At 69.2% G+C, this 19,335-nt stretch carries 15 protein-coding genes; 9 read left to right on the forward strand and 6 right to left on the reverse strand.

Features of this window, described 5'->3' with window-relative positions:
* Nucleotides 1-48: 48 nt before the first annotated feature.
* Nucleotides 49-873 (forward strand): SDR family oxidoreductase, encoded by an 825-nt coding sequence (locus tag KME78_RS55930; protein ID WP_219538225.1) that lies wholly within the window; start codon nucleotides 49-51, stop codon nucleotides 871-873.
* Between the two features lie 582 nt (nucleotides 874-1,455).
* Here the strand turns inward: KME78_RS55930 and KME78_RS55935 are convergent.
* The 4 genes from KME78_RS55935 to KME78_RS55950 all read right to left on the reverse strand — a co-directional run bounded on the left by KME78_RS55935 (nucleotide 1,456) and on the right by KME78_RS55950 (nucleotide 8,006).
* Nucleotides 1,456-6,327 carry an NAD-glutamate dehydrogenase gene (locus KME78_RS55935; protein ID WP_219538226.1) on the reverse strand — a complete coding sequence of 1,624 codons (4,872 nt, stop codon included), beginning with the start codon at nucleotides 6,325-6,327 and terminating at the stop codon, nucleotides 1,456-1,458.
* A gap of 38 nt (nucleotides 6,328-6,365) precedes the next feature.
* Nucleotides 6,366-7,169 (reverse strand): tryptophan 2,3-dioxygenase, encoded by an 804-nt coding sequence (locus tag KME78_RS67725; RefSeq protein WP_219538227.1) that lies wholly within the window; start codon nucleotides 7,167-7,169, stop codon nucleotides 6,366-6,368.
* 85 nt (nucleotides 7,170-7,254) lie between these two features.
* The gene (locus KME78_RS55945; RefSeq protein WP_219538228.1) at nucleotides 7,255-7,452 is read right to left on the reverse strand and encodes a zf-HC2 domain-containing protein; all 198 of its coding nucleotides are present in this window, start codon (nucleotides 7,450-7,452) and stop codon (nucleotides 7,255-7,257) included.
* Nucleotides 7,452-8,006, reverse strand: a complete 555-nt coding sequence (locus KME78_RS55950) for a sigma-70 family RNA polymerase sigma factor (protein ID WP_246654609.1) — start codon at nucleotides 8,004-8,006, stop codon at nucleotides 7,452-7,454. The genes KME78_RS55945 and KME78_RS55950 overlap by 1 nt, the downstream gene beginning before the upstream one ends.
* 109 nt (nucleotides 8,007-8,115) lie before the next feature.
* Here KME78_RS55950 and KME78_RS55955 point away from each other — a divergent pair, with 109 nt between their 5' ends.
* The 6 genes from KME78_RS55955 to KME78_RS55980 all read left to right on the forward strand — a co-directional run bounded on the left by KME78_RS55955 (nucleotide 8,116) and on the right by KME78_RS55980 (nucleotide 14,837).
* Nucleotides 8,116-8,757: a DUF4142 domain-containing protein gene (locus KME78_RS55955; RefSeq protein WP_219538229.1), complete on the forward strand. Its 642-nt coding sequence runs from the start codon at nucleotides 8,116-8,118 to the stop codon at nucleotides 8,755-8,757.
* The gene (locus KME78_RS55960) at nucleotides 8,757-10,208 is read left to right on the forward strand and encodes a DUF1996 domain-containing protein (protein ID WP_219538230.1); all 1,452 of its coding nucleotides are present in this window, start codon (nucleotides 8,757-8,759) and stop codon (nucleotides 10,206-10,208) included. Before KME78_RS55955 ends, KME78_RS55960 begins: the two co-directional genes overlap by 1 nt.
* A gap of 54 nt (nucleotides 10,209-10,262) precedes the next feature.
* Nucleotides 10,263-11,042: a hypothetical protein gene (locus KME78_RS55965; protein WP_219538231.1), complete on the forward strand. Its 780-nt coding sequence runs from the start codon at nucleotides 10,263-10,265 to the stop codon at nucleotides 11,040-11,042.
* Between the two features lie 55 nt (nucleotides 11,043-11,097).
* On the forward strand, nucleotides 11,098-12,573 hold the full coding sequence (locus tag KME78_RS55970) for a ferredoxin (RefSeq protein ID WP_308127515.1): 1,476 nt from the start codon (nucleotides 11,098-11,100) through the stop codon (nucleotides 12,571-12,573).
* 131 nt (nucleotides 12,574-12,704) lie between these two features.
* A complete protein-coding gene (locus KME78_RS55975) occupies nucleotides 12,705-14,165 on the forward strand; it encodes an FAD-binding oxidoreductase (RefSeq protein WP_219538232.1) in 1,461 nt (486 codons plus the stop codon).
* Between the two features lie 42 nt (nucleotides 14,166-14,207).
* A complete protein-coding gene (locus KME78_RS55980; protein WP_219538233.1) occupies nucleotides 14,208-14,837 on the forward strand; it encodes a GNAT family N-acetyltransferase in 630 nt (209 codons plus the stop codon).
* Here the strand turns inward: KME78_RS55980 and KME78_RS55985 are convergent.
* On the reverse strand, nucleotides 14,834-15,793 hold the full coding sequence (locus tag KME78_RS55985) for an AraC family transcriptional regulator (RefSeq protein ID WP_219538234.1): 960 nt from the start codon (nucleotides 15,791-15,793) through the stop codon (nucleotides 14,834-14,836). The two genes, KME78_RS55980 and KME78_RS55985, sit on opposite strands and share 4 nt — an antisense overlap.
* A gap of 90 nt (nucleotides 15,794-15,883) precedes the next feature.
* On the opposite strand from KME78_RS55985, the gene KME78_RS55990 reads away from it, so the two are divergent.
* Both KME78_RS55990 and KME78_RS55995 read left to right on the forward strand, forming a co-directional pair.
* Complete coding sequence (locus tag KME78_RS55990; protein ID WP_219538235.1) at nucleotides 15,884-16,795, forward strand: NADP-dependent oxidoreductase; 912 nt, start codon at nucleotides 15,884-15,886, stop codon at nucleotides 16,793-16,795.
* A complete protein-coding gene (locus KME78_RS55995) occupies nucleotides 16,795-17,358 on the forward strand; it encodes an NADPH-dependent FMN reductase (protein ID WP_219538236.1) in 564 nt (187 codons plus the stop codon). The genes KME78_RS55990 and KME78_RS55995 overlap by 1 nt, the downstream gene beginning before the upstream one ends.
* Before the next feature lie 8 nt (nucleotides 17,359-17,366).
* Here the strand turns inward: KME78_RS55995 and KME78_RS56000 are convergent, their stop codons facing one another.
* Nucleotides 17,367-19,328, reverse strand: a complete 1,962-nt coding sequence (locus tag KME78_RS56000; RefSeq protein ID WP_219538237.1) for an acetoacetate--CoA ligase — start codon at nucleotides 19,326-19,328, stop codon at nucleotides 17,367-17,369.
* Between the last annotated feature and the right edge of the window lie 7 nt (nucleotides 19,329-19,335).

A 19,335-nucleotide genomic window follows, 5' to 3' on the forward strand; every position in this document is an offset into this window, starting at 1 on the left:
CCTGGCCGTGCCTACCCGCCAGGAACGCCCCCGGACCAGCATGTCCGCATGACGATTCTGGTAACCGGGGCCCGCGGACACGTGGCCCGGAGCCTCATACAGCAGCTCCTGGAGGCCGGCGAACAGGTCCGCGCCGCCAGCAAAGACCCCGCCGCCGCACATTTGCCCACAGCTGTGGATGTAGTAGCGGCGGACGATCCGGCACTCGCGCTGGACGGCGTCGACCGGGTGTTCCTCTACGCCGACCCTCAAGGACTGGACGCCTTCCTGGCACAGGCCCGCGAGGCCGGAGTACGCCACGTCGTCCTCCTGTCCGCCGCTCTCGCGGACCCCACGGCCACGGACGCGATCGCCCGCCTGCACGGCGTGGCCGAAGAGTCGGTGACCGCCTCGGGCCTCCCCTGGACCGCCCTACGCCCAGGCGCGTTCGCCACGAACACCCTCCAATGGGCACCAGAGATCCGCACCGAAGGCAGGGTCACCAACCCGTTCCCCGACACCCACTCAGCCCCCATCCACGAAGCCGACATAGCGGAAATCGCACTAAATGCCCTGATAGAAGACGGCCACGAGAACGCCGTCTACGAATTGACCGGTCCCGACTCCATCACCCAGCGCGACCAGCTGAACACAATCGCGCGGACAATCGCCCGGCCACTCGAATGGCATCTGCAGGACCTGGAAACCCACCGCCAGGTCTTGTCCCGCTGGGGCTCACCAGAAATTGTGGAATCGCTCCTTAAACACTCCGTAGCCGCCACAAACATTCCAGTAACGACAACAAACACCTTCGCCAAGATAACCGGCAAACACCCCAGATCCTTCGCCCAATGGGCAGAAGACCACAAGGAAGCCTTCACAGGCACGAACTAACCCGGCCAGGAGCCAAGGACCGGCCACGGCGGGGGCCAAGAACGCGCATGTCACGCTCAGTGACCGCCATCGGCGCCCGCGCGTCACGGCCCGGGGCAAAGGGCGCCCCTGGCGGGCCGCCAACTTCACGCCGCGCCCCAGCGGGCGGATCACCGAAACCGGGCCGAAACCGGGCCGCGCCCCCGTGGCCGGGCCTGCCACCCCGAGGCGGACTCGCGTGGCCGAGCTGGTGCGTGCTTCGAGGTAGCCCTCGGCGGCCAGTTGCGCCCGCCTCCATCGGCGCCTGTGGGGCATCCGCGCGTCGCGGGCTCGGTAGACCACGGCCGGGGCCAAGAAGGCGCACGTCACGGCAGTCAGCCATCTCCACCGGAGGAGCGTGTCCCTGGACAGAGCTCGGCCACGTATGGCGGGTGGGGCCCACCGGGCTGGCCGTACAAGATCGAAAAAGAATGAGATCCGGCGCTCAGCCGTCTCCACCGGAGGAGCGTGCCCCTGGACAGGCCCCAGCCACGTATGGCGGCTGGGGCCCACCCGGCTGGCCGTACAAGACCGGCCAGCCCGGGCGGCGCCAACGGAACGACGTCACCCCTCGCTGTGGGGAAGGCTGCTGGAAGCCACCAGCGTGCGGATCGCGCGGAGAGCGACAGACAGCGTGGCGAGGTCGAAGTTGTCGCTTTCCCAGATCTCCGAGAGGGTCTGGCGGGAGCGGTGGACCGCCGCCGAGTTCGCCTCCGTCCAGCGGGCCAGCCGCTCCTCCGGAGACAGCCCCGGCGTGCTGTGGGCCAGCACATCGCGCGTCAGCGACGCGTGGGCCGCATACAGGTCGTCCCTGAGCGCCGCCCGGGCCATCGCGTTCCAGCGGTTGTCACGCGGCAGCGCGATCACCCGCTCCCTGAGGCGGGCCAGCTGGAGGCGGTCGGCGAGGTCGAAGTACACCTCCGCCACCTCGTTGACCGGGCGTCCCGTGAGCGAGGAGATCTCCACCAGGTCGAACGTCGAATAGGCGGGCACCATGGCCGCCACCCGCTCCGCCAGCTCCGTCGGCACCCCGCGGGCCGCGAACGAGTCGCGGCGCTCCTCGAAGGCCGCCAGGTCGGGCCCGGCGAGCAGCTTCGGGATGTGGGCGAGCAGGCCGTTCACGCCCTTGACGAAGAAGCTCACCGACCCGGCCAGGTCGAGCGGCGGGCGGCGGTTGCCGAGCAGCCAGCGCGTGCCGCGTTCGGCCAGCTTCCTGGCCTCCAGCAGCATCGCGATCTGCATCGAGGTGTCGGCCTTGTTGTCGAGCGCCTCCACCGCGCGGTAGAAGCTGGACAGGTCGAACACCTCGCGGGCGACGAGGTAGGCGCGGACGATGTCGGGCGTCGAGGCGCCGGTCTCCTCGCTGAAGCGGAACATGAACGTGGTGCCCATCGAGTTGACCAGCTCGTTCACCACGCAGGTGGTGATGATCTCGCGGCGTAGCGGGTGGGCGTCCATGTACGGCCGGAAACGTTCGCGCAGCGCCGACGGGAAGTACGACACCAGCCACGAGGCAAGATACGGGTCGTCGGGCAGGTCGGAGCCGAGCAGCTCGGCGTCGGCCACCAGCTTGGTGTAGGCCAGCAGCACCGAGAACTCCGGCGCCGTCAGGCCCAGCCTGGCCTGGCGGCGTTCGGCCAGCGTCTTGTCCGAGGGCAGGAACTCCAGCTCCCGGTTGACCAGCCCGTCACGCTCCAGGCGCCGCAGGTAGCGGGAGTGGATGTGGAGCATCTCGACGGACTGGGCGCGGGTCGCGGCCAGCACCACGTTCTGGGCGTAGTTGTCGCGGAGCACCAGGTCGGCGACCTCGTCGGTCATCGAGGTGAAGACCTGGTTGCGCTGCTTGTCGGTCAGCTCGCCGTCGCGGACGACCTGGTCGAGCAGGATCTTGATGTTCACCTCGTGGTCGGAGGTGTCGACCCCGGCCGAGTTGTCGATGAAGTCGGTGTTGACCAGCCCGCCGCCGCGCGCGAACTCGATGCGGGCCAGCTGGGTGAAGCCCAGGTTGCCGCCCTCGCCGATGACCTTGCAGCGCAGCTCGGCGGCGTCGACCCGGAGCGAGTCGTTGGCCTTGTCGCCCACGTCGGCGTTCGACTCGGTGCTCGCCTTGACGTAGGTGCCGATGCCGCCGTTCCACAGCAGGTCCACGGGGGCCCGCAGGATCGCGCTGATCAGGTCGTTCGGCGTCATCGAGGTGACCGCCGCGGGGATGGAGAGCGCCTCGCGGATCTGCGGCGTGATCGGGATGGACTTCGCCGTGCGCGGGTGGACGCCGCCGCCCGCCGAGATGAGCTTGGTGTCGTAGTCCGCCCAGGAGCTGCGCGGCAGCGCGAAGAGCCGCTGCCGCTCGGCGAAACTGCGGGCGGTGTCCGGGTCGGGGTCGATGAAGATGTGCCGGTGGTCGAAGGCGGCCACCAGCCGGATGTGCTGCGACAGCAGCATGCCGTTGCCGAACACGTCGCCCGACATGTCGCCGATGCCGGCCACGGTGAAGTCCGTGGTCTGCACATCGGTCCCGATCGTGCGGAAGTGGTACTTGACCGACTCCCAGGCGCCGCGCGCGGTGATGCCCATCACCTTGTGGTCGTAGCCGATCGAGCCGCCGGAGGCGAAGGCGTCACCGAGCCAGAAGCCGTACTCCTTGGCCACGCCGTTGGCGATGTCGGAGAAGGTCGCGGTGCCCTTGTCGGCGGCGACCACCAGGTAGGTGTCGTCGCCGTCGTGCCTGACCGTGTCCTGTGGGGGCACGACCTTGCCGTCGACCAGGTTGTCGGTGATGTCGAGCAGCCCGGAGATGAACATCCGGTAGCACGCCACGCCCTCGGCGAGCAGCTCTTCGCGCCCTCCGCCCTCAGGCGGACGTTTCACGACAAATCCGCCCTTGGAGCCAGTCGGCACGATAACGGTATTTTTCACCATCTGGGCTTTGACCAGGCCGAGGATCTCGGTCCGGAAGTCCTCCATCCGGTCCGACCACCGCAGCCCACCTCTGGCCACCTTGCCGAAGCGCAGGTGCACGCCCTCGACCCGGGCGGAGTACACGAAGATCTCGTACTTCGGCCGCGGCAGCGGCAGCACGCTGATCGCCTGCGGGTCGAACTTCAGCGAGATGTACGGCTTGCGGCGCCCGTCCACGGTCTGGAAGTAGTTGGTGCGCAGCGTCGCCTGGATCATCTCCAGGTACGCCCGCAGGATCCGGTCCTCGTCCAGCGAGGCGACCTCGTCGAGCGCGCCCAGGATCTCCTCGTGGAGCGCGTCGGCCAGGTCGGTCCGCACGTCGTCGCCACGCCGGGGGTCGAGCCGCGCCTCGAAGAGACGCACCAGCAGCCGGGCCAGCCGCACGTTGCCCGTCAGCACGCGCTCCATGTAGCGCTGGGAGAAGGCGGAGCCCGCCTGGCGCAGGTATTTGGCGTAGACGCGCAGGATCTCGACCTGCTCCCAGGTCAGCCCGGCGCGCAGGATGAGGGAGTTGAAGTTGTCGGCCTGCACCTCGCCCTTCCACAGAGCGATGAGGCCGTCCTGGAAGAGCCGCTTGAAGTCCTTCCTGTCGACCTCCTCGTTCGGCGTGTAGCGCAGCCCGAAGTCGTAGATCCAGGCGTTCTTGGTGGCGGGGTCGCTGTCCCTGTCGATCTCGTACGGCCGCTCGTCCACGACCTCGACGCCGAGCCGCTGGATCAGCGGGAGCGCCCGCGACAGCGAGATGGGCGTGCCCAGCTTGTAGATCTTCAGCCGTCGCTCGCCCTCGCCGGCGTCGTAGGGCTCGTAGAGGTTGAGGCCGATCTCGTTCTCGTCGGAGCCGGCCAGCTGCTCCAGGCGGCGCAGGTCCACCACGGCCATCTCCGGCGGGAAGTCGGCCTTGTAGCCCTCGGGGAAGGCCGTCTGGTAGCGCCTGGTCAGTCTGGGAGCCTCCTCCTCGGAGGTCAGCTCCGACAGCGCCGCGGCCAGGTCGTCCTCCCATGACCGGGTGATCGCGGCCAGCCGCGCCTCCAGCTCCTCCACGTCGACGGCCGGCGGCGGCAGCTGCTTGCCGCGCTCGCCGCGGATGACCACGTGCAGCCGCGCCAGGGCGGACTCACCGATCATCGCGCTGTAGTCGAGCGTCTTGCCGCCCAGCGCCTTGAGCAGGAGCTCCTGCATCCGGTAGCGCACCTGAGTGGTGTAGCGGTCGCGCGGCAGGTAGATCAGGCAGGAGATGTAGCGGCCGTAGTCGTCGCGGCGCAGGAACAGCTTGACCTGCTTGCGCTCGCGCAGCCGCAGCACACCGAGCGCGATCGGCAGGAGCTGGTCGAGCGAGGTCTGGAAGAGCTCGTCGCGCGGGAACGTCTCGAGGATCTCGATCAGGTCCTTGCCGTCGTGGCTGTCCGGAGCCAGCCCGGCCTGGTCCAGCACGTCGGCGAGCTTGCGCCTGAGCACCGGGATCCTGGAGATCGACTCGTTGTAGGCCACGTGCGTGAACAGGCCGAGGAAGCGGCGCTCGCCGATCACCTCGCCCTCCGGCGAGAACAGCTTCACCCCGATGTAGTCGAGGTAGGCCGCGCGGTGCACGGTCGCCCGGGAGTTGGCCTTGGTGATGATCAGCAGCTGCTTCTCGCGGGCCTTGGCCCGCACCTCGGCGGGAAGGACGGAGAAGCTCTCCGAGCCGATCTTGTCGTCACGCAGGATGCCCAGCGCCGCGCCGGGCAGCGCGCGCAGCGCGTCGCCCTCGTCGGTGTGCTCCAGGCGGTACTCGCGGTAGCCGAGGAAGGTGAAGTGCCCGTCCGCGAGCCAGCGCAGCAGGTCGAGGCTGTCCTCGACCTCGGCGGGCTCCAGCGGTGGCGGGTTGAGCGTCAGGTCCTCCGCCGTCTGTACGGCGACCCCGCGCATCTTCCTGAAGTCCTCGACCGCCTGCCGCACGTCGGACAGGACCCGCTGGAGGTCGGCCTCCAGCTGCTTGAGCGCCTCGGGGTCGGACTGCCGGTCGATCTCGAAGTGCATCCAGGACTCGACCTGCATCTGGCCGGTGACGTCCTCCTGGCCCCTGCCGAGCATCTTGCCGGTCATGTCACGGCGTACCCGCATCTGCGGGTGGGCCACCAGGTAGGTGCCGATGTCATGCCTGGCCAGCTCCATCTCCACCGAGTCGACCAGGAACGACATGTCGTCGGTGACCACCTCGACCACGGAGTGCCCCGGGTCCCACCCGTTCTCCTCGAGCGTCGGGGTGTAGACGCGGACCATGGCCCGGCCCTGGGGGCGTACCTCGGCCAGCTGCTTCTGCGACATCGCCGGGCCGTACACGTCAACGGGACTACGGTCGAGCAGGTCCTCCGGCGCGACGTGCCGGTAGTAGATCCGCAAGAAGGACAGCGCATCCTCGGGGCTCACATGGTCGCTGCTCACCGCGCATCGTTGCGCGGCTCGCTGGAGCAGCTCATCCTTGGCCTCGTCGAGCGGCATTTCGCTCTCACTCCTTTGTGAGGGTTCGCCATGGCTTGTCACAGCCAGGCCCTTAGTTCCCACAGCAGCGGGAAGTAGTGCAGGCGGGTCCTACCGCGCAGGTAGGGGGCACCCGTCGAGCCGCCTGTGCCGGACTTGGTGCCGATCTGCCGTTCGACCATCTGGACATGACGGGTCCGCCACTGGGCGGCGGTCTCGTCGTGGGTCATCAGGTCTTCGGCCAGTTGCCACAGGTCGTCGTACGACCCGCGGTCCCTCGCCACGGCCAGCAGCGTGCCCATGATCTCGTCGTCGGAGACCGGCAGGCCACGCAGGGAAAGGGCGGTGAGATAAGCATCCCACAGCGACGGCTCGTCGAGTCGGCGGCGCAACCTGGCGAGTTCGGTGTCGCTGGCGTCTCTCAGCCGGCCGAGGTAGCGGGCGTCCTTCAGCCCCGACAAGAACTCCAGCTCGCGGAACTGCACGGACTGGAAGCCGCTCGCCGGGGCCAGCTTGGCCCGGAACTCCAGGAAGTCCTGAGGCGTCATCGTCTCCAGGACCTCGACCTGCTCGATCAGCACCCGCTCCACCGCGTGGACCCGCTTGAACACGTGCCTGGCCTGCCAGATCTCGCCATGGAACATGGCGTCCCTGGCGACCTCCAGCTCGTGCAGCAGCAGTTTGAACCACAGCTCGTAGACCTGATGGATGGTGATGAACAGCAGCTCGTCAGGCGCCTCGGACTGAGGCAACTGCTGAGCGAGCAGCTCGGGCAGGCGGAGATAGGCGCCGTAGGAGAGCCGGCCGCCCTCCTCGCCGAATCGCCGGTCAGGAGGGATGGTCGCATCGCCATGGATGCCCACCGAACACCTCCCCCAAGCCGCCCGGTCTGATCGACCGGGCGTACGCGCCTCGCCGTATCGATATCACCCGAAAAGGGGAAGAACGTCAACGTGACATCGACATAGGCGGGTCGTCCTCGGAGGCGGCGGGCAGGTCTTTCAGCTCGTCGAGCCGGCCCGGAATCTCGGCCATGTCCTTGAGCTCCGCCTGGCACCGTGCGCATGTGTCGAGGTGGCGCTCGAACTCCTCTATCTCCTCATCGTCGAGGACACCGAGGACGTAGGCGGCCACCCCTTCATGCATTACCCGGCTACCCCCTTGTCCTGCAGAAGCACACGGAGAGCCCGGATCCCGTAGTAGAGCCTGGACTTCACCGTGCCGGGCGGGATCCCCAGAATCTCCGCCGCTTCACTTATCGTACGGTCCCGGAGGTAGGTCTGCTCAATCACTTCCCGGTGTTCGTCGGACAGGCTCTGAAGTGCGTCCTTGACCACCATGGCCGAGAGCGCCCGCTCCGAGCTGTCTGGCACCGCCAGCATGTCGACTTCCGGCGGCTCGACCTCGTGTGGCCGAACACTCTTGCGCCGGCGTCCGTCGATCACGATACGGCGCGCTACTGTCAGTAGCCATGCCCAGATGAGGCTGGGCTCCCATTGCAGTCTTGCCGAGTGTCGCCAGGCTCTTACGATCGTCTCTTGAACGACGTCTTCGGCCCATTGAAGATCGTTCCCGGTCGACTTGCGTACGTGGCGCAGCAGAGGGCCGCCGAACTCCTGGTAGAGCGCCGCAATGCGCTCTTCCGCTTCGGCATCCGTACTCTCTAACCTGCCGGCGAGATGACCTAGCACGGGGCACATCTTTACACCTTCGTTATCAGTGCGGTAGCCACTCCGATAACTCCAGTCATTTCTAACTATTCCGTACTCATCGGTGAACCGGTCCCCGAAGGCCCGCGTACCTCCGATCATGCACAGGCTTTTGCGCGGCGAACTGCTCATGTTCGGCGGCTTCGCAGTGGCTGCCACGGTCACGATCCTGCTGGTCCTGCCTTCAGGAACCTCAGCGGGAGCCACCCAGTACACGCAGTCGGCCGCCGGTCCTATCGGGCCGGCGGATCGCGACTTCCTGGTAAAGGTACGCCAGGCAGGCCTCTGGGAGATTCCCGTTGGCCAATGGGCCCAGACCCGCGCCGAGTCCGCGAGCGTGAAGGAGACCGGGAAGCACCTGGTCGAAGATCACACCAAGCTGGACGCGGCGACTCGCGCGCTCGCCGCGAAACTCGGCGTGCCCATACCTGACACGGCCAACGCCGATCAGCAGAGCTGGATGGCCCAGCTGTCCACGGAGAAGGGTCCCGCCTTCGACAAGGACTTCGCCAACCTGTTGCGAGCCGCGCACGGCAAGGTCTTCGCCGTCGTGGCAGCGGTGCGGGCGGGGACCCGCAACGAGGAGATCCGGAAGTTCGCCAACACGGCGAACACCGTGGTGCTGAAGCACATGACGCTGCTCGAAGGCACCGGCTTGGTGGACTTCGGCGAGCTCCCCGAGCCCCCGACGCCCTCACCTGTTCCATCCGTCGCAACGGCGGTCGAAACGAGGAGACAATAATGAGGAGTTCCAGACGCGCGGCCGCGGCCGTGTCCGCTCTGGCCGTTCTGGCCGGCGGCCTGGTGTCCGCGGCGGTGATCGGCGTCGGTCCAGCGGTTGCGGACCATTGCGATCCGGCCAACGAACAGGCGCAGCAGTCTCAATCGCCGACTCAGCAACAAAGGCGGCAGCAGCAGGCCCCGGACAACCAGGACCAGCAGCAGAACAACGACAACCAGGACCAGCAGCAGCAGGACCAAGGCCAGCAGCAGGACCAGGGCCAGCAACAGCAGCAGGATCAGGGTCAGCAGCAGGACAACGGCCAGCAGCAGCAGGGCGGCGGTGCCCTCTTGGCCGCGCCGACCCCGGCGCCCGACGGGCAGCAGAACAACGACAACCAGGACCAGCAGCAGCAGGACCAGGGCCAGCAGCAGGACAACGGCCAGCAGCAGCAGGACCAGGGTCAGCAACAGGACCAGGGCCAGCAGGACCAGCAGCAGACGTTCCGCCGCAGGGGCAACGGAAACAACAACAACAACCAGCCCACCAAGTCCGCGACGCCCACCCCTTCGCCTACCGGGACGGGTCAGGAAGAGGAATGCGCCGACCTCGGCCCGTTCCCCGAGGACTTCGTCGACATCCGCCGGGTCGGCCGCGGCCAGCTCGACAACTTCCAGATCGGCCGGAACGGCTCCAGGGGCACGTTCGTCTCAGCCTGTGGGACGAACGGCAATAAGCACAACAACCCCGACAACTTCATCGTCGCACCGGGCGTGAGCAACGGCGCGCACCACCTGCACGACTACGTGGGCAACCTGACGACGAACGGGTTCTCGACGGACCAGAGCCTCGCCGCGGGCGGCACCACCTGCCGGTTCGGCGACAAGTCGGCCTACTTCTGGCCGGTGCTCCGCGACCGGAAGTCGGACGCCAACAGCCAGGACGCGGACGGCAACGTCGGCCAGGTCCTGCGGGCCAACCAGGTCACCCTCCAGTTCCGCGGCAACGCGACGTCCAAGGTGACCGCGATGCCGAGGTTCCTGCGGCTCATCATGGGTGACGCCAAGGCGGCCACGAACGGCGGCGCCAACGCACGCGCGGCGTGGACGTGTACCGGCTTCCAGAACCGCATCACAAATAACAAATATCCGCTCTGCCCACGCGGCAGCCAAGTCGTCCGTATCCTAGACTTCCCAAGCTGCTGGGACGGCCAGAACACCGACAGCGCCAACCACCGTACGCACGTGGTGTTCCCGGGACAGGGTGGCGCCTGTGCACAGGGAACCAAGGCCATCCCACAGCTGCGCATGACCCTGACGTACTCGGTTCCACAGGGGCCGTCCTTCGCCGTGGACTCGTTCCCTGAGCAGAAGCACAACCCGGTGACCGATCACGCCGACTTCGCCAACGTGATGTCGAATCAGCTCATGTCGTTCGTGGTCAACTGCATCAACCGCGGGCGTCGTTGCTGACGTAGGTCGGCCCTCCCGAGTCGCACCCTCAATCGACGACCTTGGAGGGAATCGATGCTCCACAAAAGACTGCCCCGGCACGCTCCGAGCAAGCTGGACTCCAGGTACGTCCGGCTCGGAGTGAGCACTGGGATCGCCGTGTTGATCCTGGCAGGGTTCGCCCTGACCATGACCGACAACGGGATCTCATGGCTCGGGCAAGGGGTGGGCTTCCTCGAGTTCTACGCGGGCGTGTTCGCCCTGGTGTTACTGAGCGCGACGGTCGGGCTCGGTCTGCTCACCACCGAACGCGTCTTCCTGTCCCCGTCCAACAGGGTCAGGGCACAACTGGCACATCGGGCCACAGCGGCGATCGGGATGGCCTACCTGGTCACGCACATCAGTCTTATGGTCAGTCTGGGCCATGCCCCACTGGCCGCGACAGTGGTCCCAATTGCCGGTATCTATGTGGGATTCGGCGCAGTAGCCTTCGACATGATGGTGATCATCGTTGTGTCGGGGATCATACGAGGACGGTTCGCGGTGACGGCCAGGCCATGGGTATGGCGGACGATCCACGCCACCGCGTACCTGTCCTGGCCCGTGGCCATCATGCATGGTCTGACCGCGGGCCGCCCACCCGCGCCCTGGGTGGCGTGGTCGTACATCGTCTGCCTGGCAGCCGTCGGCGGGGCCCTGCTCGTCCGAGTGGTGGCCACGATCCTCAGGCCGGCCCTCCAGCCGGAATGGGTGAAGACGCCGGAGGTCGACAGGTCGCCGGTCGCGCGGCCGGTGGACGTCAACGCGCCAGTGAGCCTCGACGCAGCGCGTAGGAAGTACCGGGAGGCGGGATGAGACCGCACAGGAATGCCCAGGAGGCGCCAGAGTGATCCCGCAGAGAGTCCCACGCGTGTTACGCGTGGGCCCGGCCCGCCTGACCGCCGGGCTGGAGCACACGAGGCGGATCGATCTCCCCGCCCACCGGACGCTGCACGGCGAGCCGGTGTTGCGTGATATCGAGACCCTGATCGCCCAGGTGAACGAGGTCGACATGCGCGGCAGGGGCGGAGCGGCCTTTCCGGTCGGCCGCAAGATGCGCGCGGTCGCCGACGCCGCCGGGGCACGCGAGAGTGTCGTGCTGGTCAACGGCTCGGAGGGCGAGCCGGCCAGCTTCAAGGACACCATGATGCTCATCCGCAACCCCCACCTCGTGCTCGACGGCGCGGTTCTCGCCGCTGAGGCCCTGCACGCGCGCGAGGTCGTCGTGGCGATCGGGTCCGGCGGCGAGGTGGCCGAGGCGTCGGTCTCCGCCGCCGTGGCCGAGCGGCGCGCCGCCAACGTGGCGGGCGGCCAGGAGAGCCACGTGAAGATCCGGGTGGTCGCGCTTGAGGAGAGGTTCATCTCGGGCGAGGGCGGGGCCCTGGTGCGCGGCGTGAACGGCGGGGAGGCCATCCCCAACGGCCGTAAGAAGCGCGCCGCCGAGAGCGGCGTGGACGGCCTGCCGACGCTGCTGTCGAACACCGAGACGTTCGCCCAGCTCGCCCTGCTCGCCGAGTACGGCCCCGAAGGCTACGCCGAGTACGGCACCGCCAAGGAGCCCGGCACCATCCTGCTCAGCGTGAGCGGCGGCGCCACCAACCCCGCCGTCGTGGAGGCGCCCACGGGCACCCCGCTGATCGACGTCCTCGACATGTGCGAGGCGGAGATCGGCGACGGCATCCTCATGGGTGGCTACCACGGCGCCTGGATGAGCTACGAGAACGCCCTCACGGCGGTCATCTCGCGCGAGGGCATGAAGGCGAAGGGCAGCGAGCTGGGCGCCGGGATCGTGGTGCCGCTCGGCGACTCGACCTGCCCGCTCGGCGAGACGACCCGGGTGGCGGCCTACCTCGCCGCCCAGTCGTCGGGCCAGTGCGGCCCCTGCCGCCTCGGGCTGCCCGACGTGGCTCGGGCGCTGCTCGCGCTGGCCGAGGGCACCGGGTCCACGGACGCGGTACGCCGCACCGTACGAGCCGTCGAGCGCAGAGGCGCCTGCTTCCACCCCGACGGCACGGCCAGGTTCGTCCTGTCCTCCCTGGACGCCTTCGAGAGCGACATCGCGCTCCACCTCGAGTACGGCTCCTGCGGCCGGCCGTGCCGCGGCGTGCTCCCCCTCCCGGAGAACGAGGACCAGCCCGAGTACCGCGTGGAGGTGGACTGGACGCGTTGCCAGGGCCACGGCCTGTGCGCGCACCTCCTGCCGGAGTTCGTGGAACTGGACGAATACGGCTTCCCCTCCTTCAAGACCGTGCCGGGCTGGATGGCGAAAGACGCTCGCCGAGCCGTGGACATGTGTCCCGCGCTGGCCCTGCGCCTCAACGAGTCCGTAGCCGTACGGGCAGGTTGATCCCCTGGTCCGTCCGCCTGAGCGCGCTCAGGCGGACGGACCAGGCAGCTTTAGTGATGCATTTGTTACCAACCGGACGGCCTCCGGGACCGTCTCACCGATCGGTTCACCACGATCACCGGGAGACGACCATGGACCGCCGCGACTTCCTCCGCGCCGCCACGCTGGCGCCCATGCTCGGGCTGGTCTCCGCGCCGCCCGCACTCGCCTCCTTCGCCCCGCCCGCGCTCGCCTCCGCCGCCCCCGACTGGGCCGGACTGCGCCGCCGCCTCACCGGCACGCTGGTACGACCGGCCGACGCGGGCTACGACGCGGCCAGGCGCCTGTTCAATCCCGCCTTCGACGGCATCAGGCCGGGCGGCGTCGCCTACTGCGCGAGCCCGGCCGACGTCTCCGCGTGCCTGTCCTTCGTCCGCTCGAACCGCCTCCCCGTCACCGCCCGCTCGGGCGGCCACTCCTACGCGGGCTGGTCCACCGGCACCGGCCTGGTGATCGACGTCTCACGGATGAAGTCCGTCACCTACGCGGGCGGCCGGGCCACGGTCGGCGCCGGGGCCAAGCTGGTCGACGTCTACGACAAGCTGGGCCGCCATGGCGTGAGCATCCCCGCCGGTTCGTGCCCCACGGTCGGGGTGAGCGGCCTGGCGCTGGGCGGCGGGATCGGCGTGGTCTCCAGGAAGTACGGCCTGACCTGCGACACCCTCGAATCCGTCCAGATCGTCACGGCCGACGGCCGCCTCCTGACCTGCGACGCCAACCAGCACCCGGACCTCTACTGGGCGTGCCGGGGCGGTGGCGGCGGCAACTTCGGCGTGGCGGTGTCCTTCACCTTCCGCACCCACAAGACCAGCGGCATCACGGTCTTCTTCCTGCACTGGCCGTGGCGCAAGGCCGGGGCGGCGGTCAAGGCCTGGCAGTCCTGGGCGCCCACCGCGCCGGACGAGCTCTGGTCCACCCTGCACCTGTCGAACGACAACGGGCTGGACGTGCAGATCGGCGGCACCTACCTGGGCGGGAAGGCGGCGCTCGACCGCCTCCTGGCGCCGCTCGTGGCCGCGATCGGCACCCCCTCCTCCCGCTACGCCACCGCGACGTCCTACCAGCACGCCATGATGGTCATGGCGGGGTGCTCGTCGCTCTCGGTCGCGCAGTGCCATCTACCAGGTCAGACCGCAGCCGGCCGGCTCAGCAGGGACACCTTCGCGGCCAAGTCGCACCTGGCCTACCGGAAGCTGTCGGCGGACGGGATCAGGGCGCTGGCGGCCGGCGTGGCCCGGGCGGGCCGGCACACCGTGCAGCTGGACGCGCTGGGCGGCGCGGTCGCCCGGGTCCGCCCGGAGGCCACCGCCTTCCCGCACCGGGCGGCGCTGTTCGGCGTCCAGTACTACTCCAAGGGCACCGGCCGGACCTGGCTCCGCGGCATCCACGCCGACATGCGGCCGCATCTGGGCGATCACGCGTACGTGAACTACATCGACCCGGACCTGACCGACTGGCGCAGCGCCTACTACGGCGCCAACGCGCCGCGCCTGGCCGCCGTGAAGGCCGCCTACGATCCCAGCCGGATCTTTCACCTGCCCCAGGGTGTCTAAATCGGTCGCCTGACCGGTGCGTGACCTGGGAAGATCTACAACATGCGCAATTGGCCGCTCTTCGAGCTCTCCATCACCACCCCGCGGCTCGAACTCCGCATGCCGTCGCTCGCGGATCTCGACGAGCTCGGCGATCGGGCGGCCGAGGGCGTACACGAGCCGGGATACATGCCGTTCCTGTTCCCGTGGTCCGACGCCGAGCCGCAGGAGCGGGCCAGGGCCACGGTCCGCTATCACTTCCGCACCTGGGCCGAGTTCAGCCGGGAGAAGTGGACGCTGGAGTTCGCGGTGGTCTCCGACGGACAGGTGGTCGGCGTGCAGGCGCTGACGGCTTCCGACTTCCTGGTCACGCGGGAGGCCGGCTCGGGCTCGTGGCTCGGCAAACGCTTCCAGGGCAGGGGCATCGGCAGGGAGATGCGCGCGGCCGTGCTCCACCTGGCCTTCGAGGGCCTGGGCGCGGAGTACGCGACGACGGAGGCGTTCCATGACAACCACGCCTCGCTCGCGGTGACGCGCCGGCTCGGCTACCACGAGGACGGCATCACCCTGCACAACCGGAAGGGCGAGGTGGCTACGTGCCGCCGCTTCCGCCTGCCGCGGGAGGACTGGAAGCCCATGGACGGCATCGAGATCCACAACCTGGAGCCCTGCCTGCCGCTCTTCGGGCTCTAATGCGCTTCCGCCACGCCGGCCCGCTCGGGCTGGGGGCAGACCTGGCGGCGATACCTGCCAGGTGGGGTGCCGTACTCACGCTTGAAGGCGTTGGCGAAGGCGAACTCAGAGGTGTAGCCGACGCGCGAGGAGATCTCGCTCAGCGAGTCCTCGGACTCGCGTAGCAGGCGGGCCGCCCGGGCCAGGCGCCACCACGTGAGGTAGGTGAGCGGCGGCTGGCCGATCAGCGTGGTGAAGCGGCGGGAGAAGGCCGCGCGGGAGAGCCCGGCTTCGCCGCCGAGCTCCTGGACCGTCCAGGGATGCGCGGGATCGCGGTGGATGGCGTTGAGCGCCGCGCCGATCGCCGGATCGGCGAGGGCGACGGCCCAGCCGCCGGTCTGGCAGTGCTGGGGCTCGGTGTCGAGCCAGGCGCGCAGGATGTACAGCAGCAGCATGTCGAGCAGCGAGGAGACGACGGTGTCGGCGCCGAGGCGCGGATCGGCGATCTCGCTGCCGAGCAGGTCGACGGCCGCGCGGAGCTCGCGGTGCTTGCCGAGCCGGGCGGGCAGGTGGACCATCTCCGGCAGGTCGCGCAGGAGCGGGTGGGCCCGCTCCGGGTCGAGCCGGTAGCCGCCGCAGAGCAGGACCGTGGCCGCGCCTGGCCCCGCGCTGGACGCCGAGGCGAACAGTCCCGCCTCCAGCTGGGGGTCGCAGTCAGGCTCGGTCACCGGGGTGGCCGGGCTGTCGGCCATCGCGTAGCCGTGACCGTGCGGGAAGAAGAGCACGTCGCCGACGCTCAGCTGGACGGGGTCGCCCTCCGGCGGGAGGAGCCACGGGGAGCCCTGGAGGATCACCTGGAACCCCGCCGAGCCCGGCGCCGACGGGAACCGCTGCCCCCAGGGAGCATGCCACTCGATGCGCGCCGAGCGCGGCCGTCCGGTGCGTACGATCGCTATCACATCGCTGAGCACGTCCATGGTCGAAGTCTACCCTGTGAGACGCTCGCGTAGAAAACGCAGACACAGAAGCATTGGCCATCTCGCCGTCGGCTCCTACGGTTGTTCCACATGAGCGCAGCAACGATGTCCGCCGCCCGGATCCACGAGTACGGCGACGCCTCCGTGATCCGCTACGACCGGATCCCCCGGCCGTCGCCGGGACCAGGGGAGGTGCTGGTCCGGGTGGCCGCCACCTCGTTCAACCCGTCCGAGGTGGGGCTGCGGGCCGGGTTCCTGCGTGATCTGCTCCCCGTCACCCTTCCGTACACGCTGGGTCTGGATCTCTCCGGCACGGTCGTCGAGGTGGGCGAGGGGGTGCGGGGGCCCGCCGTCGGCGACCGGGTCATCGGCCTCGTGGAGGGGGCGGCGGCCGAGTACACGGTGGCGGCGGCGAGCGCGCTGGCCAGGGCGCCGGAGCGGCTCCCGCTGGCGGACGCCGCCGCCATCCCGGTCGCCGGGCTCACCGCCTGGCAGGCGATCCACGAGCACGCTCGCATCGAGCCGGGGCAGCGGGTGCTGATCAACGGGGCGGGCGGTGGGGTGGGGCTGTTCGCCGTGCAGCTGGCCAAGCTGGCGGGTGCGACCGTGACGGCCACGGCGAGTCCACGCAGCGCGGCGGCGGTGCGACGCTACGGCGCCGACGAGGTCGTCGACTACACCACGACCCCGCTGCCCGGCGGCATGGACGTGGTGCTCAACCTGGCGGCCATCGGCGCGGAGCAGGCGACGGCCCTGGCCACCTTGGGCAAGGTGATCGTCACCATCGCCACCCCGATCGAGTCGCCCCGGGCCACTCACTTCGTGGCCCGCAACGACCCGGCGCAGCTGGCCCGGCTGGTGGCGCTCATCGACAAGGGGGAGCTCGTGATCGAGATCACGGAGTCCCACCCGCTGACCGGCCTCGACGGCGTGCATCGCCGGGCCGAGGCCGGTCAGACACACGGAAAAATCACCATAAATCTGGATGAAGAGGTTAAGTAATGATCAGGATTGGCATCATCGTCGGCAGCACCCGGCCGGGCCGCAACGCGGAGGCCGTCGCCGAATGGGTGCGCGATCTGGCCGTCAAGCGGGGCGACGCCGAGTTCGAGCTGGTGGACCTGCGGGACTTCCCCCTGCCGCACCTGGACGAGGCGTTCCCCGCGGCCTATGGCCAGTACGAACACCCCCACACCCGCGCCTGGTCGGAGCGCGTCGCCTCGTTCGACGGCTACGTGTTCGTAACCCCGGAGTACAACAGCTCCACCTCGGGCGTGCTGAAGAACGCGATCGACTTCCTCTTCGCCGAGTGGGCGGACAAGGCGGCCGGCTTCGTCAGCTACGGCGTCGACGGCGGCGCCCGCGCGGTCGAGCACCTGCGGCAGGTGCTCGGCCGGGTCAAGGTCGCCGACGTGTCGGCCCAGGTCGCGCTCTCGCTCCACACGGACTTCGAGGCGTTCACCGACTTCAAGCCGGCGGCGCACCGCGAGGAGGCGGTCACCACGATGCTGGACCAGGTCGTCTCCTGGGCCGGGGCCCTGCGTCCACTCAGGGCCGTGGCTTGAAACGGTGGTCAGGGCTTGAAGTGGCGCAGCACCTCGGGGTTGGCCATGGCGTCGGGGTTGGCCGCCTCCTCGACCGGGGTGCCGAGGAGGATCTTGCGGACCGGCACCTCGAGCTTCTTGCCCGACAGGGTGCGCGGGATGCCGGGCACCGCGTGGATCTCGTTGGGCACGTGCCGGGGTGACAGCTCCTGCCGCAGGGCCGTACGCAGGGCATCGACCAGGGCGTCCGACAGCGTGGCGCCCTCCGCCAGCGTGAGGTAGAGCAGCAGCCGCCCCTCCTGCCCGAGCTGGCCGGTGTCGATCACCAGGCTGTCGGCGATCTCCTCGAACCGCTCGACGACCCGGTAGAACTCGCTGGTGCCCATCCGGACGCCGCCCCGGTTCAGGGTCGAGTCGGAGCGGCCGTAGATGACGCAGCTCCCGTCCTCGTTCAGCTTGATCCAGTCGCCGTGCCGCCACACGCCCGGGTAGACGTCGAAGTAGCTCTCGCGGTACCGCTCGCCGTCGGGGTCGTTCCAGAACATGACCGGCATCGACGGCATCGGCTGCGTGAGCACGAGCTCGCCCACCTCCCCCACGACCGGCTCGCCCAGGGGGTTGAACGACTCCACCCGCGCCCCCAGCGACCGGCAGGGGATGATGCCCGCCCTGCTCGGATGCAGCATGGTCGCGCCGACGAACCCCGTGCACACGTCGGTGCCGCCGGAGAACGACCCGAGCGGGATCCCCGGCAACTGCTCGGCCACCCAGGCGAACCCCTCGGGCGGCAGCGGCGACCCGGTCGAACCGATGCCACGCAGCGCCTCCAGCCCCTCAGGGACGATCCCGGCCTTCAGCGAGGCCATGATGTACGGCGCGCCGACCCCGAAGTAGGTCACCCCTTCCGAGGCGGCGATCCGCCAGAGCACGGCGGGTGAGGGATAGGTGGCCGAGCCGTCGTACAGCACCGGGGTGGCGCCCACCAGCAGGGCGCCGATGAGGTAGTTCCACATCATCCAGCCCGTGGTGGTGTACCAGAAGAACACATCCCCCTCACCGAGATCCTGGTGGAAGGAGAGCGACTTGAGGTGTTCGAGTATCACTCCCCCGTGCCCGTGCACGATGGGCTTGGGCAGCCCTGTCGTGCCGCTGGAGTAGAGGATCCACAGCGGGTGGTCGAACGGCACCCGCTCGAACTCCAGCGGCGCCTCCTCCGCGCGCAGCCCCTCCCAGCCGATCACCTCGCCGTGCGGCACGGAGTCGGTGTGCGCGGCGCCGGGCTCGGCCCGCTGCGGCGGCTGCCCCTCCTCCGCCGCCGCGAGGTAGGGGATCCAGACGGTCGCGCGGAGCGAGGGCAGCTCGGCGGCGATCTCGTTGACGGCCGCCGACCGGTCGTAGCTCTTGCCGTTGTAGTGGTAGCCGTCGACCGCGATCAGCACCTTGGGCTCGATCTGCTTGAACCGGTCGACGACGCTCGGCACGCCGAAGTCCGGGGAGCCGGCCGACCAGATCGCGCCGAGGGAGGCGGTGGCCAGGAAGGCGATCAGGGCCTGCGGGATGTTCGGCAGGTAGCCCGCCACCCGGTCGCCGCGCCGGACGCCGAGGCGTACCAGGCCGGCCCGGACGCGGGCGACCTCCTCGCGCAGCTCGGCGTGGGTCAGCTCCTGGCGGGCGCCGTCCTCCGAGACGAAGACGGCCGCGACGCCGTCACGTTCGCGGAGCGCGTTCTCCGCGTAATTGACCGAGCTTCCGGTGAACCATTCGGCGCCGGGCATCGTCCCAGTCATGACGGGCCCGTCACCACGTTCGCCGATGACCCCGAAATAGTCCCAGATCGACGTCCAGAACTCCGCCGGACTGTCGACCGACCAGCGCCACACCTCCTCGTACCCCGACCCGGCCCGGCCCAGCCACTCGAGGTAGCGAGTCAGCTTGGCGCGCGCGACGACGTCCTCGGTCGGTTCCCAGAGAAGCGTGCCTTCAGCAACCATGTGCACC

This window comes from Nonomuraea guangzhouensis, assembly GCF_019396345.1.
Classification (GTDB): domain Bacteria; phylum Actinomycetota; class Actinomycetes; order Streptosporangiales; family Streptosporangiaceae; genus Nonomuraea; species Nonomuraea guangzhouensis.

What these genes read in the sequence shown, in the direction of transcription:
- KME78_RS55930 (WP_219538225.1), top strand. Translation starts at nt 49, where the DNA reads ATGACGATTCTGGTAACCGGGGCCCGCGGACACGTGGCCCGGAGCCTC.
- KME78_RS55935 (WP_219538226.1), bottom strand. Translation starts at nt 6,327, where the DNA reads ATGCCGCTCGACGAGGCCAAGGATGAGCTGCTCCAGCGAGCCGCGCAA.
- KME78_RS55945 (WP_219538228.1), bottom strand. Translation starts at nt 7,452, where the DNA reads ATGCATGAAGGGGTGGCCGCCTACGTCCTCGGTGTCCTCGACGATGAG.
- KME78_RS55950 (WP_246654609.1), bottom strand. Translation starts at nt 8,006, where the DNA reads ATGTGCCCCGTGCTAGGTCATCTCGCCGGCAGGTTAGAGAGTACGGAT.
- KME78_RS55955 (WP_219538229.1), top strand. Translation starts at nt 8,116, where the DNA reads ATGCACAGGCTTTTGCGCGGCGAACTGCTCATGTTCGGCGGCTTCGCA.
- KME78_RS55960 (WP_219538230.1), top strand. Translation starts at nt 8,757, where the DNA reads ATGAGGAGTTCCAGACGCGCGGCCGCGGCCGTGTCCGCTCTGGCCGTT.
- KME78_RS55965 (WP_219538231.1), top strand. Translation starts at nt 10,263, where the DNA reads ATGCTCCACAAAAGACTGCCCCGGCACGCTCCGAGCAAGCTGGACTCC.
- KME78_RS55975 (WP_219538232.1), top strand. Translation starts at nt 12,705, where the DNA reads ATGGACCGCCGCGACTTCCTCCGCGCCGCCACGCTGGCGCCCATGCTC.
- KME78_RS55980 (WP_219538233.1), top strand. Translation starts at nt 14,208, where the DNA reads ATGCGCAATTGGCCGCTCTTCGAGCTCTCCATCACCACCCCGCGGCTC.
- KME78_RS55985 (WP_219538234.1), bottom strand. Translation starts at nt 15,793, where the DNA reads ATGGACGTGCTCAGCGATGTGATAGCGATCGTACGCACCGGACGGCCG.
- KME78_RS55990 (WP_219538235.1), top strand. Translation starts at nt 15,884, where the DNA reads ATGAGCGCAGCAACGATGTCCGCCGCCCGGATCCACGAGTACGGCGAC.
- KME78_RS55995 (WP_219538236.1), top strand. Translation starts at nt 16,795, where the DNA reads ATGATCAGGATTGGCATCATCGTCGGCAGCACCCGGCCGGGCCGCAAC.
- KME78_RS56000 (WP_219538237.1), bottom strand. Translation starts at nt 19,328, where the DNA reads ATGGTTGCTGAAGGCACGCTTCTCTGGGAACCGACCGAGGACGTCGTC.